The 16987-nt window shown below is 59.9% G+C and carries 17 protein-coding genes; 8 read left to right on the forward strand and 9 right to left on the reverse strand.

Features of this window, described 5'->3' with window-relative positions; translation table 11 throughout:
- Positions 1 to 56: 56 nt before the first annotated feature.
- Positions 57 to 1136, reverse strand: coding sequence for a LacI family DNA-binding transcriptional regulator (locus ACQZ40_RS19155; protein WP_065657731.1), 1080 nt, complete (start codon positions 1134 to 1136; stop codon positions 57 to 59).
- A 238-nt stretch (positions 1137 to 1374) separates the two neighbouring features.
- On the opposite strand from ACQZ40_RS19155, the gene ACQZ40_RS19160 reads away from it, so the two are divergent.
- From ACQZ40_RS19160 to ACQZ40_RS19195, 8 genes are all read left to right on the forward strand, one after another.
- Positions 1375 to 2352, forward strand: a complete 978-nt coding sequence (locus ACQZ40_RS19160; RefSeq protein WP_125146247.1) for a substrate-binding domain-containing protein — start codon at positions 1375 to 1377, stop codon at positions 2350 to 2352.
- 117 nt (positions 2353 to 2469) lie between these two features.
- Positions 2470 to 3960 carry a sugar ABC transporter ATP-binding protein gene (locus tag ACQZ40_RS19165; RefSeq protein WP_448735697.1) on the forward strand — a complete coding sequence of 497 codons (1491 nt, stop codon included), beginning with the start codon at positions 2470 to 2472 and terminating at the stop codon, positions 3958 to 3960.
- On the forward strand, positions 3953 to 4969 hold the full coding sequence (locus tag ACQZ40_RS19170; protein ID WP_448735698.1) for an ABC transporter permease: 1017 nt from the start codon (positions 3953 to 3955) through the stop codon (positions 4967 to 4969). The genes ACQZ40_RS19165 and ACQZ40_RS19170 overlap by 8 nt, the downstream gene beginning before the upstream one ends.
- Positions 4966 to 5961 (forward strand): ABC transporter permease, encoded by a 996-nt coding sequence (locus tag ACQZ40_RS19175; RefSeq protein ID WP_338808911.1) that lies wholly within the window; start codon positions 4966 to 4968, stop codon positions 5959 to 5961. The genes ACQZ40_RS19170 and ACQZ40_RS19175 overlap by 4 nt, the downstream gene beginning before the upstream one ends.
- A gap of 1 nt (position 5962) precedes the next feature.
- Positions 5963 to 6811, forward strand: a complete 849-nt coding sequence (locus tag ACQZ40_RS19180) for a sugar phosphate isomerase/epimerase family protein (protein ID WP_448748476.1) — start codon at positions 5963 to 5965, stop codon at positions 6809 to 6811.
- Positions 6812 to 6837: 26 nt separating this feature from the next.
- Positions 6838 to 7503: a nucleoside triphosphate hydrolase gene (locus ACQZ40_RS19185; RefSeq protein ID WP_448748477.1), complete on the forward strand. Its 666-nt coding sequence runs from the start codon at positions 6838 to 6840 to the stop codon at positions 7501 to 7503.
- A 66-nt stretch (positions 7504 to 7569) separates the two neighbouring features.
- The gene (locus ACQZ40_RS19190; RefSeq protein ID WP_065657738.1) at positions 7570 to 8439 is read left to right on the forward strand and encodes a D-psicose 3-epimerase; all 870 of its coding nucleotides are present in this window, start codon (positions 7570 to 7572) and stop codon (positions 8437 to 8439) included.
- Between the two features lie 159 nt (positions 8440 to 8598).
- Entirely contained in the window at positions 8599 to 9594 is a 996-nt protein-coding gene (locus ACQZ40_RS19195; protein WP_448748478.1) for a hypothetical protein, read from the forward strand.
- 11 nt (positions 9595 to 9605) lie between these two features.
- On the opposite strand, the gene ehuA is transcribed toward ACQZ40_RS19195, so the two are convergent.
- The 8 genes from ehuA to eutB all read right to left on the reverse strand — a co-directional run bounded on the left by ehuA (position 9606) and on the right by eutB (position 16948).
- Positions 9606 to 10385: an ectoine/hydroxyectoine ABC transporter ATP-binding protein EhuA gene (ehuA, locus tag ACQZ40_RS19200; RefSeq protein ID WP_065657740.1), complete on the reverse strand. Its 780-nt coding sequence runs from the start codon at positions 10383 to 10385 to the stop codon at positions 9606 to 9608.
- Entirely contained in the window at positions 10382 to 11074 is a 693-nt protein-coding gene (gene ehuD / locus ACQZ40_RS19205; protein ID WP_080839336.1) for an ectoine/hydroxyectoine ABC transporter permease subunit EhuD, read from the reverse strand. Before ehuD ends, ehuA begins: the two co-directional genes overlap by 4 nt.
- 12 nt (positions 11075 to 11086) lie before the next feature.
- Complete coding sequence (gene ehuC / locus ACQZ40_RS19210) at positions 11087 to 11752, reverse strand: ectoine/hydroxyectoine ABC transporter permease subunit EhuC (RefSeq protein WP_003521633.1); 666 nt, start codon at positions 11750 to 11752, stop codon at positions 11087 to 11089.
- A 60-nt stretch (positions 11753 to 11812) separates the two neighbouring features.
- On the reverse strand, positions 11813 to 12664 hold the full coding sequence (ehuB, locus tag ACQZ40_RS19215) for an ectoine/hydroxyectoine ABC transporter substrate-binding protein EhuB (RefSeq protein ID WP_448748479.1): 852 nt from the start codon (positions 12662 to 12664) through the stop codon (positions 11813 to 11815).
- Positions 12665 to 12725: 61 nt separating this feature from the next.
- Positions 12726 to 13739, reverse strand: a complete 1014-nt coding sequence (doeB, locus tag ACQZ40_RS19220; RefSeq protein ID WP_174000787.1) for a N(2)-acetyl-L-2,4-diaminobutanoate deacetylase DoeB — start codon at positions 13737 to 13739, stop codon at positions 12726 to 12728.
- A 4-nt stretch (positions 13740 to 13743) separates the two neighbouring features.
- Entirely contained in the window at positions 13744 to 14922 is a 1179-nt protein-coding gene (gene doeA / locus ACQZ40_RS19225) for an ectoine hydrolase DoeA (RefSeq protein WP_448748480.1), read from the reverse strand.
- Complete coding sequence (eutC, locus tag ACQZ40_RS19230) at positions 14919 to 15932, reverse strand: ectoine utilization protein EutC (protein ID WP_448748481.1); 1014 nt, start codon at positions 15930 to 15932, stop codon at positions 14919 to 14921. The genes doeA and eutC overlap by 4 nt, the downstream gene beginning before the upstream one ends.
- A complete protein-coding gene (gene eutB, locus ACQZ40_RS19235) occupies positions 15929 to 16948 on the reverse strand; it encodes a hydroxyectoine utilization dehydratase EutB (RefSeq protein WP_448748482.1) in 1020 nt (339 codons plus the stop codon). Before eutB ends, eutC begins: the two co-directional genes overlap by 4 nt.
- Positions 16949 to 16987: the final 39 nt, after the last annotated feature.

A 16987-nucleotide genomic window follows, 5' to 3' on the forward strand; every position in this document is an offset into this window, starting at 1 on the left:
ACCATGCAATCGGTACGACCTCAAGCGCGGTTGAGGTCAAGCGGGATTTCGCGCGTTCACTTCGCCATGCGACGCAATGCAACCGGGTCCCATATGTCGTCGAGCGGGCCTTCGAGAGCGGTTCGCGGGGGAATGAGCTTCGGTTCGATGATAGTGACTTCCGGCTCGGTCCGGTTCTCTTCCAGCAGTTCGAAACCCTTTTCGAGCATCTGCGCGATATCGGGTTTAATCATATAGACCGGGAAGGGAAGGAATGACCCGAACGGGTCGTAGTCGAAGCAGCCGACAACGATGTCGCCGAAGGCCTCGCCATCATGACGCCCCATGAAACGCAGCAGGCCTTCGAAATTTATCGATGAATTGACGAAGAAACAGCGGGGCAGGCGGCCCCTGCGCTCGAAGAAGCGTTCGAATGCCAGCTCCGTCATATGCGGTGAATAGCCGGTGATCTCGATATCGTCTCCGCTCTCCGCCCCGAAATAAGCGGCCTTGGCGGCGTGGAAGCCGTCGATACGCTCGCGGCTGGCGTGGTCGTCATGACCGCCGAACAGGATGACGTCGTCAGGGCCGAGAGGCCCGCCTTTTTCCGCATGGGCAAGGATCGCCGATGTCAGTATCTCCGCACCGTGCCTGTTATCGGAAATGACCGAGGGTACGAATTTGCCGGGAAGGTCGATATTGACATGCGGCAGTGCTGCGCGGGCGCAGACCTGGTGCACGCCGTCGGGATCGGTCGCGCCTGCAATGAAGAGGGCATCGATGGAATAGGCGATCAGGGTCTCCACGGTGCGGCGTTCTTCCTCGGGATCGCGCCGTCCGGAGACCACCATGGGCGACAGGCCGCGTTTGCGTGCCTGCCCTTCGAATGTCTGCGCCATCGATGAAAAGAACCGGTTGTCATAAATGGGCACCAGAAGCCCGACGAGACCGGATTTCGAACTTCTCAGACCGCGGGCCTGCAGGTTGGTTGTATAGCGATGCGCCTTGGCGAGCGAGAGAATCTTATCGGCAGTCTCCTCCGAAATCCGCCGTTTGCGCCACGATCCGTTCAACACCGCGCTCACTGTCGAGGCTGATGCGCCCGACAATATCGACAAGTCATAAATGGTGGCTTTCTTGGAACTTATACCCGTCACTGCGATCTCCCCAACTGATTCCGATTATTAGAGCACACATCCCCTTGACGGAAGGGCGCTTCATGTTATGGTTATTGCACCATCGATTGTGCAACTTGGCAATATCGATTGTGCAAGATGGTTGCTGTGGGAGTGGCAAGGGAGAGTCTCGAATAAGCGAGATGAGAAATTTTGAACGCGCCAGATGAAAAATGGCTGCGGCTGGTTTCGTTTGCCTAATTTTTTGAGGAGGAACATCATGAAGAAAATTATTGCTGCAGCGGTCGGCCTGTCGCTCGCGTTGCTCTCGTCCGCCGCCTTTGCCGAAGGGCCGAAGGTGGGCGTCGTCGTCAAGATCGGCGGCATTCCGTGGTTCAACGCCATGGAGGCCGGCATCAAGGAGCAGAGCAAGAAGCTCGGCGTTGACGGTTTCATGGTCGGCCCGACCAGCGCCGATCCCGCCCTGCAGGTCCGCGCCATCGAAGACCTGATCGCCCAGAAGGTCGATTTCATCGGTGTTGTGCCCAATGATGCGAAGGTGCTGGAGCCGGTGCTGAAAAAGGCTCAGGCCGCCGGTATCAAGGTCATCACCCATGAATCGCCCAAGCAGCTCGGCGCCGACTGGGATTTCGAACTGGCATCCGCCAAGGGTTTCGGCGAGGCGCATGGCAAGCTCTTGGCTGAAAAGATGGGCGGCAAGGGCTCCTATGCCGTCTTCGTCGGTTCGCTTACGGTTCCGCTTCATAATGCCTGGGCTGATGCCGCCATCGCTTACATCAAGGCCAATTATCCGGACATGAAGCTCGTCGGCGATCGCTACGGCGTGGCGGAGGACCTCGACAAGAGCCGTTCGACGGCGCTTGACCTGATGTCCGCCAATGCCGACCTGAGCGGTTTCCTCGCCTTCGGTTCGCAGGGGCCGATCGGCGCCGGGCGTGCCGTCGAAGAGCGGCGCAAGGATGGCAAGGTCTTCGTCATCGGCCCGTTCTCGCCGGGGCAGGGCGCCAAGCTCATCAAGTCGGGCGCGCTGACGGGCGGCTTCATGTGGAACCCGAAACAAGCCGGTGAAGTCTTCATCACCCTCGCGGATCGTATCGCCAAGGGCGAGACACCCAAGGCCGGCGACACTATCGAAGGTCTCGGCACCATCAATCCCGAGGGTAACACCATCGTCGTCGACCAGCTTTTGAAGATCGACAAGGAAAGCATCGACAAGCTCGTTTCCATGGGCCTCTGATCCTCCCCAAGGCCGAGGGCGTCGCGCGAGGTGTGATACTCGCGCGACGTCCCATCTGGAAAACATGCCGAGCGCCACGTCTGCAATGCTGCCGCGGCGAAGGAGATTTACGTTATCATGAGCGCAGAACCGCTCCTGGCCCTCAAAAATGTCAAAGTCACCTTCGGCGGCGTCCGCGCGCTGAAGGGTGTTTCTTTCGAGGTCAATCCGGGTGAAGTGCATTGCCTTGCCGGCGAAAACGGCTGCGGTAAAAGCACGCTGATCAAGGTCATCACAGGCGTCTATACGCCCGAAAGCGATGCCGAACTTTATTTCGACGGCAAGCAGATCACCGCGATGAACCCGACGCTTGCGCAATCGCTTGGCATCCAGGTGATCTGGCAGGATCTGGCGCTTTTCGATGAAATGACGGTGGCTGAGAATATCGGCTTCCAGTACGCGGTGAATGGAAAATACGGGCTGGTCGACAAGCGCGCCATCGAGCAGGCGGCCGAAAAGGCGCTGGCCCGGCTCGGCGTCGAGATCGATCTTGATAAGCCGCTCAAGGAACTGCCTATCGCCCAGCGTCAGATCGTGGCGATTGCCCGCGCGCTGGTCGGGGAAGCGCGGCTCGTTTTCATGGATGAACCGACCGCGTCGCTCACGCAGTCGGAAACGGATTACCTGATCGACATCGTCCGCAACCTGTCGGCCTCCGGCGTCGCGGTCGTCTTCGTCTCGCACCGCCTTGCGGAAGTGCTTGAGATTTCAGACCGCATAACCGTTTTGCGGGACGGGTCGCTTGTCGGTGTCTTTCCCGTCGAAGGCATGACCCAGTCACGGGTGACCGAACTGATGACCGGCCGCAATTTCGATAGCGCCGTCATTGCAGCCGATCACGATGACAAACCCACCGTTCTCTCGGTGCGCGGGCTGAGCCGGGCCGGCGAGTTCGAGGATGTTTCGTTCGATCTGCGGCGGGGCGAAACGCTTGGCATAACCGGCCTCTTGGGAGCCGGCCGCACGGAACTGGCTTTGACGCTGTTCGGCATGCATCGGCCGCAATCGGGTGAAATCCTGATTGACGGCAAGAAGGTGGATTTTCATTCCAACCGAGATGCGATCCGGGCGGGCGTCGCCTATCTTTCCGAAGACCGGCTGTCGCTTGGCCTCAACCAGCCGCAGTCCATTGCCGACAATCTGGTTATGGCTTCGCTCGACCGGCTGCTGAGCGGCGGCCTCATCTCACCCTCTAAAAAGGCCGATGTCGTTTCCCGCTGGATTTCGGCGCTCGGGGTGAAGATCGGCCTGCCGGAAGATCCGATCCGCACGCTCTCGGGTGGCAACCAGCAGCGCGTGGCGATTGCCAAGTGGCTGGCCATCGGGCCGAAAATCCTCATCCTCGATGCGCCGACCGTGGGGGTCGATGTCGGCGCCCGCGCCGGCATCTTCGAAATCGTCCGCAAGCTCGCCGCAGAAGGTCTTTCGATCATCGTGATCTCCGACGAGCCGCCGGAAGTTTATTTCAATACAGACAGGGTCATCCATATGGTCGAAGGCCGGTTCCACGCCACCTATGATCCGCGACACCTGTCGCTGACCGAACTGGAGTCCGCCATCTATGCGTAGGCTCATCCTTGGACATACAACCGAATTCACGCTGCTTATGGTCATGGTGCTGCTCTGCACGGGACTGTCCTTCGCCACCGACCGGTTCCTCACCATTTCCAACGCCTTCGATGTGCTGAATGTCTCGGCGGTCAACATCATCTTCGCGGTCGGCCTGCTCGTGGTGCTGATCTCGGGCGGTATCGACATCTCCTTCGCGGTCGCCGCCTCCGTCGTTCAATATGTCACGGTGCTGGCGCTCAATGCGCTGGGTGGCGGCAACTGGGCGGAAGGTTTCATCATTGCCGGCGCGGTTGGCCTTGGTCTCGGTTTCGTCAACGCCTTCCTCGTCTGGCGGCTCAACATCATTTCCATCGTCGCGACCATCTCCACCTTCAACATCTTCTTCGGGCTGTTGATGTTCTTCACCAAGGGCGTGTCGATCTACGACCTGCCCGAATGGCTGTCGACGCGCGTGGTGTTTTACGAGCGCGAGATGTCCGATGGTTCCTGGGTAGAGCTGACACTGCCCGTCGTGGTCATGATCCTCTGCTGCTTTGCCACCTGGTTCATGATTTCCCGCACCACCGTCGGCCGCAAACTTTATGCATTCGGTGACAATCCGGAAGGCGCACGCCGCTTCGGCATCAACATCGGCGCCATGCACTATATTTCCTTCGGCTGGCTCGGTCTGATGGCGGGCATTGCCGGGCTCATGCAGGCGCACTATGCGCAGGAGGTGGTGCCGAACGCGCTTTATGGCCGCGAGCTGGATGTTCTTGCCGCAACCGTGCTTGGCGGTGCGCGGCTTGGCGGCGGCAAGGGCTCCGTCATCGGCTGCGTGCTCGGGGTGCTGATGGTGTCGATCACCCAGAACGGCCTCAACCTGATGGGCGTTTCTCCCTTTGCCTTCAAGATGATCGTCGGTGCCATCATCCTCATCGCCATCACGCTCTCTTCCACCCGCTTCGACAAGCTTTTGCCGAGTGCCTTACGGACATCCGCAAAGAAGGGGAGCGCACAGCGATGAACAATCTCGTTCGGAAATTCAACGCGATTTTCGGTGCCGACATGGCTGGGCCGGTGATTGCTTTCGTCGCGGTCATGCTCATTTTCGGAACCTTTGCCGATAACTTTCTCTCGCTCGCGACATTCGGTTCGGTCGCCTTCCAGCTGCCGGAACTTGGCCTGCTGACACTGGCGATGCTGCTGCCGCTGCTGACGGGCGGCATCAATCTGTCCGTCACCTTCGCCGCCAATCTGTCGGGTCTCGCCGCGGCCTGGGTGCTGCAGGCCCATGGCGGGGTGGATGCGCCGCCGAGCGCATTCCTGTTCGCCTGCCTTGCCGCACTTGTCACCGGCGGCGCTGCCGGCGCGATGACAGGGGCGGCGATTGCCTACACCCGTGCGCACCCCATTCTGGTGACGCTGTCGATGATGATTTTCCTGCGCGGCCTTGGCGAGTTTCTCACCCGTGGCGGAGACGTTTCCGGTTTCCCCACCTATATGGCGCCGCTCGGTCACGGCACACTTCTCGGTCTGCCGATCCCGCTTCTGATTTTCACCGTCTGCGTCGGCCTCTGGCATGTGCTGCTGACGCGAACCAAGCTCGGCTTCGGCCTGTTGATGATCGGCTCGAACATCGAAGCCGCGCGTTATTCCGGCCTCAATACGCGCAAGATTCAGGTTCTCGTCTACACGCTCTCGGGCCTGATGTGTGCGGTTGCCGGCATCATCATGCTTGCCCGTTTCAACTCCGTCCGTGTCGGCCACGGGGAATCCTACCTGCTGATCACGGTGCTGGCGGCCTTTCTCGGCGGCATCAATCCGTTCGGCGGTTTCGGTCGGGTGCTGCCGGTCTTCGTCGCGCTCATCGTTCTGCAACTGCTGTCGTCCGGCCTCAATCTTCTCGGGGCCAACCAGCATCTGGCAACGGCGCTCTGGGGCGTGCTGATGATTGTCGTCATGGCGGCGCGCGGCCTGTTTTCGAGCTACTTCGCATCTCTCAGAAAGAAGGTATGACGTGAAAGGCTTCGGTGTTCACGCAATGATGTGGTCCCTGAACTGGGACCACGAAAATGCCAGACGGTCCATCGCCGCTGCCGCGGATTACGGTCAGGATTTCATCGAGATTCCGCTTACCGATATCCCCTCCGTCGATGCACAACACACGCGCGCCCTGCTGGAGAAATACGGTTTGCGCGCCGTCTGCTCGCTGGTGCTGCCGGAGCCGGCCTGGGCGTCCGCGCGTCCCGATGCGGCAATCGACCATCTGAATGCCGCGCTCGACAAGGCCGCCGATATGGGCGCGGAAGCGCTGACGGGTGTTACCTATGGCGGCACCAATGAGCGAACCGGATTTCCGCCGACACAGGGCGAATATGACAATCTGACAAGGGCGCTCTCCAGCGCTGCCGACCACGCAAAAACACTCGGCCTGCAATTCGGTATCGAAACCGTCAACCGCTACGAAAACCATCTGCTCAATTCCGCCGAACAGGCGGTGGCGCTGGTGGAGCGCATCGGTGCCGACAACGTCTTTATCCATCTCGATACTTTCCACATGAATATGGAGGAAAAGGGCATCGCCAATGGCATCATCGCCGCCCGCAACCATCTGAAATACATGCATATGTCGGAAAGCGACCGCGGCACACCGGGTTGCGGCAATGTTGCTTGGGACGAGGTGTTTTCAGCGCTCGCCGCCATCGGCTTCAAGGGTGTGCTGACGCTCGAAAGCTTCGCCGCGATGCCCAGGGAGATGGCCGGCGCGATTTCCACCTGGCGGCCGGTTGCGCCCAGCGCCGATGAGGTTCTCGACAAGGGCCTGGCATTCCTGCGCGACAAGGCAAACCAGTACCGCATTTTCTGAAAGCACTCATTATCGGGGCAAGCACCTTGAGTAAAATTGACGATAATGCCCGCGAGATTGCGGGCCTTGCCCTCCAGCGACTGGAAGGGTCGAAGGGTCGGCGTGTGATGATTGCGATTGCCGGTGCCCCCGGATCGGGAAAATCAACCATTGCCGAATGCGTGGTCGATGCGTTGAACGCAGGCAAAGGCGTATCGGCCGCACTGTTTCCTATGGATGGTTTTCATTATGACGATGCCGTTCTGGAAGAGATGAAGCGCCGTCCCTTCAAGGGCGCCATCGATACGTTCGATGCCCACGGCCTGCGTCACATGCTTGAGCGCCTGAAGGCCAATGAGGACGATGTCGTTGCCGTCCCCGTCTTTGACCGCGCCATCGAAATCGCCCGCGCCGGCGGCCGCCTGATCCCGCAATCCGTCGATATCATCGTCTGCGAAGGCAATTATCTCCTCGCCGGCCAGTCGCCTTGGGATCGCCTCAAGCCGATCTTCGATCTCACGATTTTCGTTGATGTCGACGAAGACGATCTGCGTGCGCGGCTGCGGGACCGCTGGCGAAGCTTCGGTCTCGGCGAGGACGAGATCAACCGGAAGGTGGAGGAAAACGATCTCCCCAATGGCCGCTTCATCACGTCCACAAGCATGGAGCCGGATATTCGCATCGGAAATCCGGGAAGCAGTCCCGCGTCCTGAACCTTCCTGAAGGGCTGCGCCTCCCTATCCAAAGTCAAGCGAAACAGAAAAGCGAAAGAGACCTCCATGAAACACGGCATCTATTACTCCTACTGGGAACATGAGTGGAGCGCCAAGTTCGGCCCCTATATCGAGAAGGTCGCCAAGCTCGGTTTCGATATCATCGAAGTCGCCGCCCACCACATCAATGAATACAGCGACGCCGAACTCGCCGTCATCAGGCAGAGCGCAAAGGATAACGGCATCATCCTCACCGCCGGCATCGGCCCTTCGAAAACGAAGAACCTGTCGTCAGAGGATGCCGCGGTTCGTGCAGCCGGCAAGGCGTTCTTTGAACGCACCCTTACCAATGTCGCCAAGCTAGACATCCACACCATCGGCGGCGCGTTGCATTCCTATTGGCCAATCGATTATTCGCAGCCGGTCGACAAGGCGGGCGATTATGCGCGCGGCGTCGAGGGCATTCACGGCATTGCCGATTTCGCCAATGATCTCGGCATCAACCTGTGCATCGAAGTCCTCAACCGCTTCGAAAACCACGTTCTCAACACGGCGGCCGAGGGCGTCGCTTTTGTGAAGGATGTCGGCAAGAACAACGTGAAAGTCATGCTGGACACCTTCCACATGAACATCGAGGAAGACAGCTTTGGTGAGGCCATCCGCACGGCCGGCCCGTTGCTGGGGCATTTCCATACCGGCGAGAGCAATCGCCGCGTACCGGGCAAGGGCAGGATGCCCTGGCACGAAATCGGCCTCGCCCTTCGCGATATCAATTACACCGGCGCGGTCGTCATGGAGCCTTTCGTCAAGACGGGCGGCACGATCGGCTCCGACATCAAGGTGTGGCGCGATCTCAGCGGCGGCGCCGACCTCGCGAAAATGGACGAGGATGCCCGCAATGCCCTGGCATTTTCCCGTTTCGTGCTTGGCGGCTGATGGCTGATAAGCGCATTGACCGGGCGGCGGCCATCTGTCGCCCGGGCAGCGACTGCCATGTTCGCCCGCAATCGCCGAGTTGAAAAGATAACCGCTTGTGGGCTAAAGCACTGATGTCTCTTCGGGATCAATACGATCCGCCCAAGACCATTGGTTTGCATGATCCCTGTCGCACTCCCGTCCGTCGAAGCGTTGCTTCTCCTTGCCTTCTTGTTCATCACGACCTTCGTATGGATCGTCTGGACGTTCCTGCTGTTCGTACGATATGTGGCAGGCCGCTGGAAACGCCCGATGATCCTGCCCTATGGACTGGTAACCACCGTCGCGCTTTTCACCCTCTTTCGGTTCGGTGATTTTTATCTGCAGATGCGCGCCTACGACAAAGAGAGGAAGGCAAGCCATCGGCCGGAACTGCTCGAGCCGGCGCGTCTTGGCCAGATCGATATGCCCAAGGGCACCAAACTCGAACTGGCAATTGCCAATAACAGGGAAGCCTTCGACCGGGCCGTGTTTCCGCATGCGGTGCGGGTGGCGGATATCGATGCCGTCGAAATCGCCCGTTATATCTCGATAAAAACCAACGATAATTATGAAACGGTGGGCTTTACCCCGCAGACTATGCGGATCACCGGCAACGGCGTGACCAGCCAGAACGGCTGGCGCTGCGATGCGACGCAACCGGTGGAATTCGATCTTTCGCCCGATGGCGGCATCTCCGCCTTCAGCAACTGCACTCTTTCCGATGGCAATGTTGTCGACGGCATCACCCTGCCTAAAGGCACGTCCCTGCGTGCCTCCACCGGCAATGTCTATATTGATGGCTTCGTCGATTCCGATCGATGGGTTCTCGATACGGCGCAGGGCGAGACCGTTCACATCGACAGGTTCGATCTTTCCGAGGCAACGCTTGCCCTTGATGGCGAGCGAAAACTCCACGAGATCAAGAGAGGTGTCCTGTCAAAAGACGCAACGCTCGGGACGCTTCACCATGCCGCCGGAACCAGTATTCGTTACAATCCCCGGCATCTTCGCAACGACTATCCCGGCGCGTGGTTGATAATCCCGCCCCTGCCGGCTGCCGATGCTCCACCGGTTCCGTCGCATGATATCGTGCAGGGCAGGGACGGAAAGGTTCTGTCCAGCCCTGCCGACTGATTGCACCAAGGTCACCGTAAGACGGAAGCCAGAAATTCGCGTGTGCGGTCTTCTTTCGGCTGGCCAAAAATCTCGTCCGGTTTTCCCTGTTCGCAGATGCGGCCCTTATCGAAGAAACACACGCGGTCCGAGACTTCCCGTGCAAAGCGCATTTCGTGGGTGACAAGAAGCATTGTCAGGTCATGCTCATGGGCCAGGTCGCGGATGACGGACAGCACTTCGCCGACCAGTTGCGGGTCGAGCGCCGAGGTCGGCTCATCGAAAAGCAGGACACGCGGACGCATGGCAAGCGAGCGGGCAATGGCGACACGCTGCTGCTGCCCACCGGAAAGCTGCACCGGATAATGGTCCTTTTTATCCGCCAGCCCGACCATCTTCAGCAATTCGATTGCGCGCGCCTCCGCCTCTGCCCGGCCGATGCCCAGAACCCGCACCGGTGCCTCTACGATATTGCGAAGGACGGTCATATGGGGAAAGAGATTGAAGCTCTGGAACACCATGCCGACGTGGTTGCGGATCTGGCGCAGATGTTTTTCCGAGGCCTTGAATGGTCCTTTGCCGCCTGGCTCATGGTAGGACATATCCGCAAGGGTCAGCTTTCCCTCCTGGAACGGTTCCAGCGTCATGAGAATGCGCAGAACTGTTGATTTGCCGGAGCCGGAAGGACCGATGAGGGTGACTTTTTCGCCCTTCGCCACGCTGAAATTGAACTGGTCGAGCACCGTCAGAATGCCGAAGCGTTTCGTGACATCGGAAAATTCGATCAGTGGCTGGTTCGTGTTGTTGGTCATCGCAAGGGTATTCCTGCTTTTGGAAGTGCCCTTTGCAGGCGGCTGAGGCCTGCCGAGCAGATTATGGTCAGAAGGAGGAAGATCAGGCCCACAAGCGTCAGCGGCACCAGATATTCGAAGGTGCGCTCGCCGATCATATTGGCAAGCCCCATCATCTCCAGAACCGTGACGACGGAAAGCACCGGCGTTTCCTTGATCATGGCAACCAGATAGTTGCCCATGGCCGGAACGATGCGCGGAATGGCCTGCGGGATGATGATATCCCGATAGGTCTGCATGCGTGTGAGATTAAGCGCCGTCGCCGCTTCCCATTGCCCGTGATGCACTGCCTCTATGCCGCCGCGATAGACCTCGGACGTATAGGCGGCATATTGCAGGCCGAGCGCCAGCGCGCCGGTGAGAAACGCCGGCAGAACAATGCCGAAATCCGGAAGCACGTAATAGAGAAAGAACAGCTGCACCAGAAGCGGCGTATCGCGCAGGAACTCGACAACCAGCGCGGTCGGCCAGGAGATCATCCTGACACGGCTGCGGCGCAGCAGCGCGAAGACGAGCCCCAGAACCAGCGCGATGGCAAAGCCGGCGGCGGCGGCCTTCAGTGTCACCGTAAGCCCGATCAGGATGATCGGCAGGATGGAGGTCGTGTAGGTGAGCCAGGTGGTTGTGTCCCATTCGTAACCATACATCATGAGCAGATATCCTTACGAATGGCGGGTGCGCGGGAAGACGTTGCCGCGCCGCACGAAGCGTTCGATCACCCGGATGACGACCATCAGGATCAGCGACATCGCGAAATAACAAAGCAGCGTGATCGAATAGATGCTGGCGCTATCCAGCGTCAGGTTGCGGATCGACTGCGCGGCAAAGGTGAGATCGGCAATCGAGATAAGCGACACAAGCGATGAAAGCTTCAGCGTTTCGATGGCGAGATTGCCGAAGGCCGGCATCATCTCGACAACGGCCTGCGGCAAGGAAATGCGAAACAGCGTCTGCATCCGTGTGAAATTCAGCGCGCGTGCGGCTTCCAGCTGCTGCACCGAAACGGAAGACAGCGCGCCGCGCACGATCTCGGCGCCATAACCGCCGGCATGGGCGGCAAGCACCAGCACGCCGGTGGTAATCGGATCGAAGCTCAGCCCGACCAGCGGCAGGGCATAATAAAACCAGAAAAGCTGCACCAGCAGCGAGGTGCCGCGGAACACTTCCGTGTAACAAAGCGCGATGGTCGACAGGATCGGTCCACCCTCGACGCGCAGAATGCCGAAGAAAAAGGCGAGCACCGTGCCGACGACAAGGGCTGCGAGCGTAATCGTCATGGTGACGACGGCGCCTTGCCACAACATCGGCAAATAGGCGGTCATGTCCATCTGGCGTTTTCCCGAGTTTCCGAGGAACGGCGCCCGGTTATGGCCGGGCGCCGGCTGGCATTATTTGCCGGCGCAGAGATCGGCGACCTTCTTTTCGGCCGCCGCCGCAATACTCTGTTCGGAGAGGCCGTATTTGGCGAGGATTTTCTTGTAATCGTCGGTCTTGCGGAATTCGACGAGTGCGGCGTTGAAGGCGTCACGCAGCTCCTTGTCTTCCGGCCGGAAGGCAAAACCCCCGTAATTACGCACCGGCGCATCCTTCACGACGGGGTCGGTGAAAGGCTCGACCTGCTCGACATTGGCTTGTCCCTTGGCGAGTTCCGAAACAGTCAGCTCCGTCGCTGCATAAGCATCGGCGCGGCTCTGGACGGTCGGAATGGCATCGGCATTGGCGGGGATGAAGACGATCTGCTCTTCCTTGACGCCAACCGCCCGCAGGAAGTCGACATTGTTGGCGCCCGACACGACCGCTACCTTCAGCGAGGGGTCCTTGGCGATATCGGCATAGGTGGTCAGCTTTTTCGGATTGCCCTTCTTCACCAGCAGGCCTTCGCCATAGGACGAGTTCGGTTCGGTGAAGGCGACCTGCTTGCAGCGCTCGGGCGAGATGTTCTGTTCGGCGGCCGCGAAATCGAAGCGACGGGCCTTGAGGCCGGGGATCAGCGTGCCGAAGGGCGTCACCGTCCAGTTGACCTCCTCGATACCCATCGATTTCAGAACCGCATTGGCCACATCGGGGCCGATGCCGGCGGAGGTGCCGTCTGGCTGCATGTAGGAATAGGGCACTTCATTGGCCGTTGCGGCGCGGATATAGCCCTGGCTTTTTACTTCCTCGACTGTCAGGGCGCTGGCGGACGTCACGCCGATAGTAAGCGCGAGGGCGGAAAGCCCGGCAAGTCTGGCAATGTGCATGTTCTTACTCCTCTGGTTGGGTTGCGCGGTCCGTTTTTGGATCTCACGATGTTTCTTGTGGCTAGATATTCTCCGTGACCGTGGCGATGACGGAAAGGCAGTCGCCGGCCTTGATGAGGCCGGGAACATGGCGCGCGGCAAGCACGCCATTGATGGAGGCGCGGTAATCGACCGGCGCGAGGCCGGTTTTGCCGACAGGATAAACCCGGGCGATTGTTTCACCTGCCGTGACCGCGTCTCCCAGATCGCGGACAAAGGCGACAAGCCCGTCGTCTTCGGCAAAGGTGAAGCAATCGCTGGATGGCATATCCAGCCAGCGGCTTGGCGCAGGTGCCGGTGCGCCGGCGAGGATGCCGGCATGGCGCAGCAGATTGACGGTGCCTTTCCGGGCGATGTCGATCGATCTTGCGCTCGCCGTGCCGGCTCCGCCAAGTTCGGTCGTGACAAAGACTTTGCCCATCTCCTCGACCGTTGTGTCGAGCATACCGACGGCATCGATTTCCAGCATCTTCATCGAATAGGGGGCGGCAAAAGCGGCTACCGCTTCAAAACACCGGGCCTCCTGCGTCTTGTCGGGCAAATCGTGGGCTGCGGCGTAGGGCAGGAAATCAAGCGTCCTGCCGCCGGAATGGAAATCGAGGACGATATCCGCGAGCGGTATCAGATGGCGGGTCACGTAGTCGGCGATCTTCTCCGTCACCGTGCCGTCAGGGCGGCCGGGAAAGCTGCGGTTCAGGTTTCCCCGGTCGATGGGCGAGGTGCGTGTTCCCGCACGAAAGGCCGGATAGTTGAGCGCCGGCACGATGATGACGCGCCCGTTCACGTCTGCCGGATCAAGCGTGTGGGCGAGTTCGAAAAGTGCTGCCGGTCCCTCATATTCGTCGCCATGATTGGCGCCGGTCAAAAGGGCTGTCGGCCCTTCGCCATTGGCGATGACGCAGATCGGGATCATCACCGAACCCCAGGCGCTGTCATCGCGGCTGTATGGCAGCCGCAGATGACCGTGCTGCACGCCCTTCGCGTCAAAATCGACGGTGGGCGCGATCGGCGAGGGGCGAAGCGCGGTCTTCAACATCGTCTCAGCCTTTCACGAACAGTTGCCGCGGCACATTGGAAAGGCATTCGACACCGGCTTCGGTGATGGCGATGCTTTCGGTGATTTCAAGGCCCATGTCTTCCAGCCAGAGACCGGTCATGAAATGGAATGTCATGCCGGGCTTCAGCTCCGTGCGGTCGCCGGGGCGAAGGCTCATGGTGCGCTCGCCCCAGTCCGGCGGATAGGAGAGGCCGATGGGATAGCCGGTGCGGTTGTCCTTGATGATCCCGTATTTTTTCAGGACGGCGAAGAAGGCATTGGCGATGTCCTCGCAGGTGTTGCCCGGCTTTGCGGCGGAAAGACCGGCTTCCATGCCCTCAAGCGTCGCTTTTTCCGCATCGAGAAACGCCTGTGTTGGCTTGCCGAGAAAGACGGTGCGCGACAGCGGGCAATGATAACGGCGGTAAGCGCCGGCGATTTCGAAGAAAGTACCTTCGCCTGAGCGCATCGGCTTGTCGTCCCATGTCAGATGTGGGGCGGAGGCATCGGCACCCGAAGGAAGCAGCGGCACGATGGCGGGATAGTCGCCGCCGAATTCGGCAGTTCCACGAATGCCGGCATCGTATATTTCGGCCACGAGATCGCATTTGCGCATGCCCGGCTCAACGACATCGACGATACGCTTGTGCATCAGCTCGACGATTTTGCCGGCCTTGCGCATATAGTCGAGTTCGGTCGGGCTTTTCACCGCGCGCTGCCAATTCACGAGACCGGCGGCATCCTTGAAACGGGCGTTTGGCAGATGTTTCTGCAGAGAGGCAAAGGCGGCTGCCGAGAAATAATAATTATCCATCTCGACACCGACCGTCAGGCCAGACCAGCCGCGCTCCTCGATGATCTCAGACAACAGATCCATCGGGTGCCGTTCGGTCGATTGAACGTAGTGATCCGGATAGCCGATGATATTGTCGTGGGCGAGATAGGCTGTGCGTCTGGCGCCGTTGGCATCCTGCTTGCGGCCGTACCAGATCGGCTCGCCTTCCGGCGGCACCAGCACGCATTGATGCACATAGAAGGACCAGCCGTCATAGCCGGTCAGCCAATGCATGTTGGACGGGTCGGTGACGACCAGAAGATCGAGCCCGGCCTTTTCCATGGCTTTACGTGTTTTGGACAGGCGCGCGGCATATTCCTCGCGCGTAAAGTTCAGCGTTACGCTCACGCTGCGTCTCCCATTTTTACTCTGTTTTCGATTGTTTGACCGCTCTTGGCTTCCTTTGCGCGGGCAAAGGCGAGATTGGCGATAGCCGTGTCCTGCACGCCGGTGCCGGTCAGATCGGCAAAGGTGATGTCCTTGCTCGACATGCGGCCCTGCACCTTGCCGGCAATGACGTCCCCAAGTTCGGCGAAGTGCTGATTCGACGCGGCGTGGCCGGCGGCGATGGCGTGACGCAACTCACCGAGAATGCGGGTCTGCGAGATGCGGTCCGCGACATAATGTGCTCTGGCGAATACGGCCGGATCGATCTCGTTCTTGTGTTCGGCATCCGATCCCATGGCTGTCAGATGCTGGCCTTCTTCCAGACAGTCGGCAAAGAGGATCGGGCTTTCGGCGGGTGTCGTTGTCACGATGATATCGGCACCCCGCGCGGCGGCCTGCGGATCGGCCATGGCGGTGACTTCGATGCCGTGTTCGCTGGCGAAATCGCCCGCAAGTCTCTTGGCCTTGTCATGGTCGCGTGCCCATATCCGTGCCGATCTAATCGGGCGCACCAGCATCAGGGCTTCAAGCTGCAAGCGGGCCTGCATGCCCGCCCCGAATATCGCGGCGACGGACGCGTCTTTGCGGGCCAGATGCCGCGCCGCGACAGCACCGGCTGCGGCGGTCCGCACATCGGTAAGATAGCCATTGTCGAGGAGAAGGGCCTCCACCAGTCCGGTCTTCGCACTGAAGAGGATCATCAGGCCATTGAGGCTGGGCAGACCGAGTTTCGGATTGTCGAAAAAACCGGGGCTGACCTTGATGGCGAAACCGTCAAAGCCCGGGACATAGGCGGTCTTCACATCCACTTCGCCGCGAAATTCCGGAATATCGAGCCGCAGGATCGGCGGCATGGCAACGGCTTGCGTTGCGAGCGCCGCAAAGGCCCGCTCCACGCAGTCGACAGCGGAAAGGTCGAGCTGGATGACACCGCGCAGATCTTTTTCGGTCAGGATGGTGATGCGGCTCATGCGGCTCCCCCGTCGATGATTGTTCTGTGGATCGCCGGATCGATGTTTCCGCCCGACACGATGATGGCGGTCGGGCCGCTGATGTCGATCTTGCCGGACAGGATGGCAGCGAAACCAACGGCACCCGCACCCTCCACCGTCAAACCTTCTTCGCGCGCCGCATGGCGGATGCCGGCTGCGATCTCATCTTCGGAAACCAGCACGATCTCATCGAGAAGCGTCTGGCAAAGCGCGAATGTCACGCGGTTCTCTAGTCCAATCCCGCCGCCCAGCGAATCCGCCAGCGTTTCTTCTTCCCGGACGGTGACGGGCCGGCCGGCTGCGACCGACGCCTGCATGGCCGCACCCCGCTCCATGGAAATGCCGATGACCCGTGCCCGTGGCTTCAGCGCCTTCACCGCAACGGCGATACCGCCCGCAAGGCCGCCGCCGGAAAGAGGAACGAGCACCGTCGCCAGTTCAGGCATGTCTTCGACAAGCTCGAGACCGATCGTGCCCTGGCCGGCCACAACGTCAGCATCATCGAATGGTGGGATTGCGGTCAGGCCGAGACTCTTGGTCAGGCGCTCCGCTTCCTCCTGCGCGTCATCCTGTGACCTGCCGACGATCCGGATCTCCGCACCGAGCGCGCGGATCGCCTCAACCTTGTTCGCCGGCACGAGTGCCGACATGCAGATCGTGGCGGGAATTCCGAGCTTGCGGGCCGCATAGGCCACGGCGCGGCCATGATTGCCGGTCGAGGCCGTGACGAGGCCACGCCTGCGTGCCTCATCGTCAAGCGAGAGGATAGCGTTCATCGCGCCGCGCAGTTTGAAGGCGCCGATGGGCTGAAGGGTTTCAAGTTTCAGATGAACGGGAGAACCACAGCGTTCGGACAGATTGTCCGAGCGAACCAAAGGTGTTCGCTCCACCTGTCCGGCAAGCCGCGCAGCCGCCTGCTCTATCGCGGCCAGCGAGACCGGAAGCAGGGTTTTGTCGGCGGATATGGACAGGTTTTCGCTCTTCATGATTGTCATGTTGAGAGCGAAGTAAAATCATGTCAATTATTATATTGT

This window comes from Agrobacterium sp. 16-172Ci, from assembly GCF_053522725.1.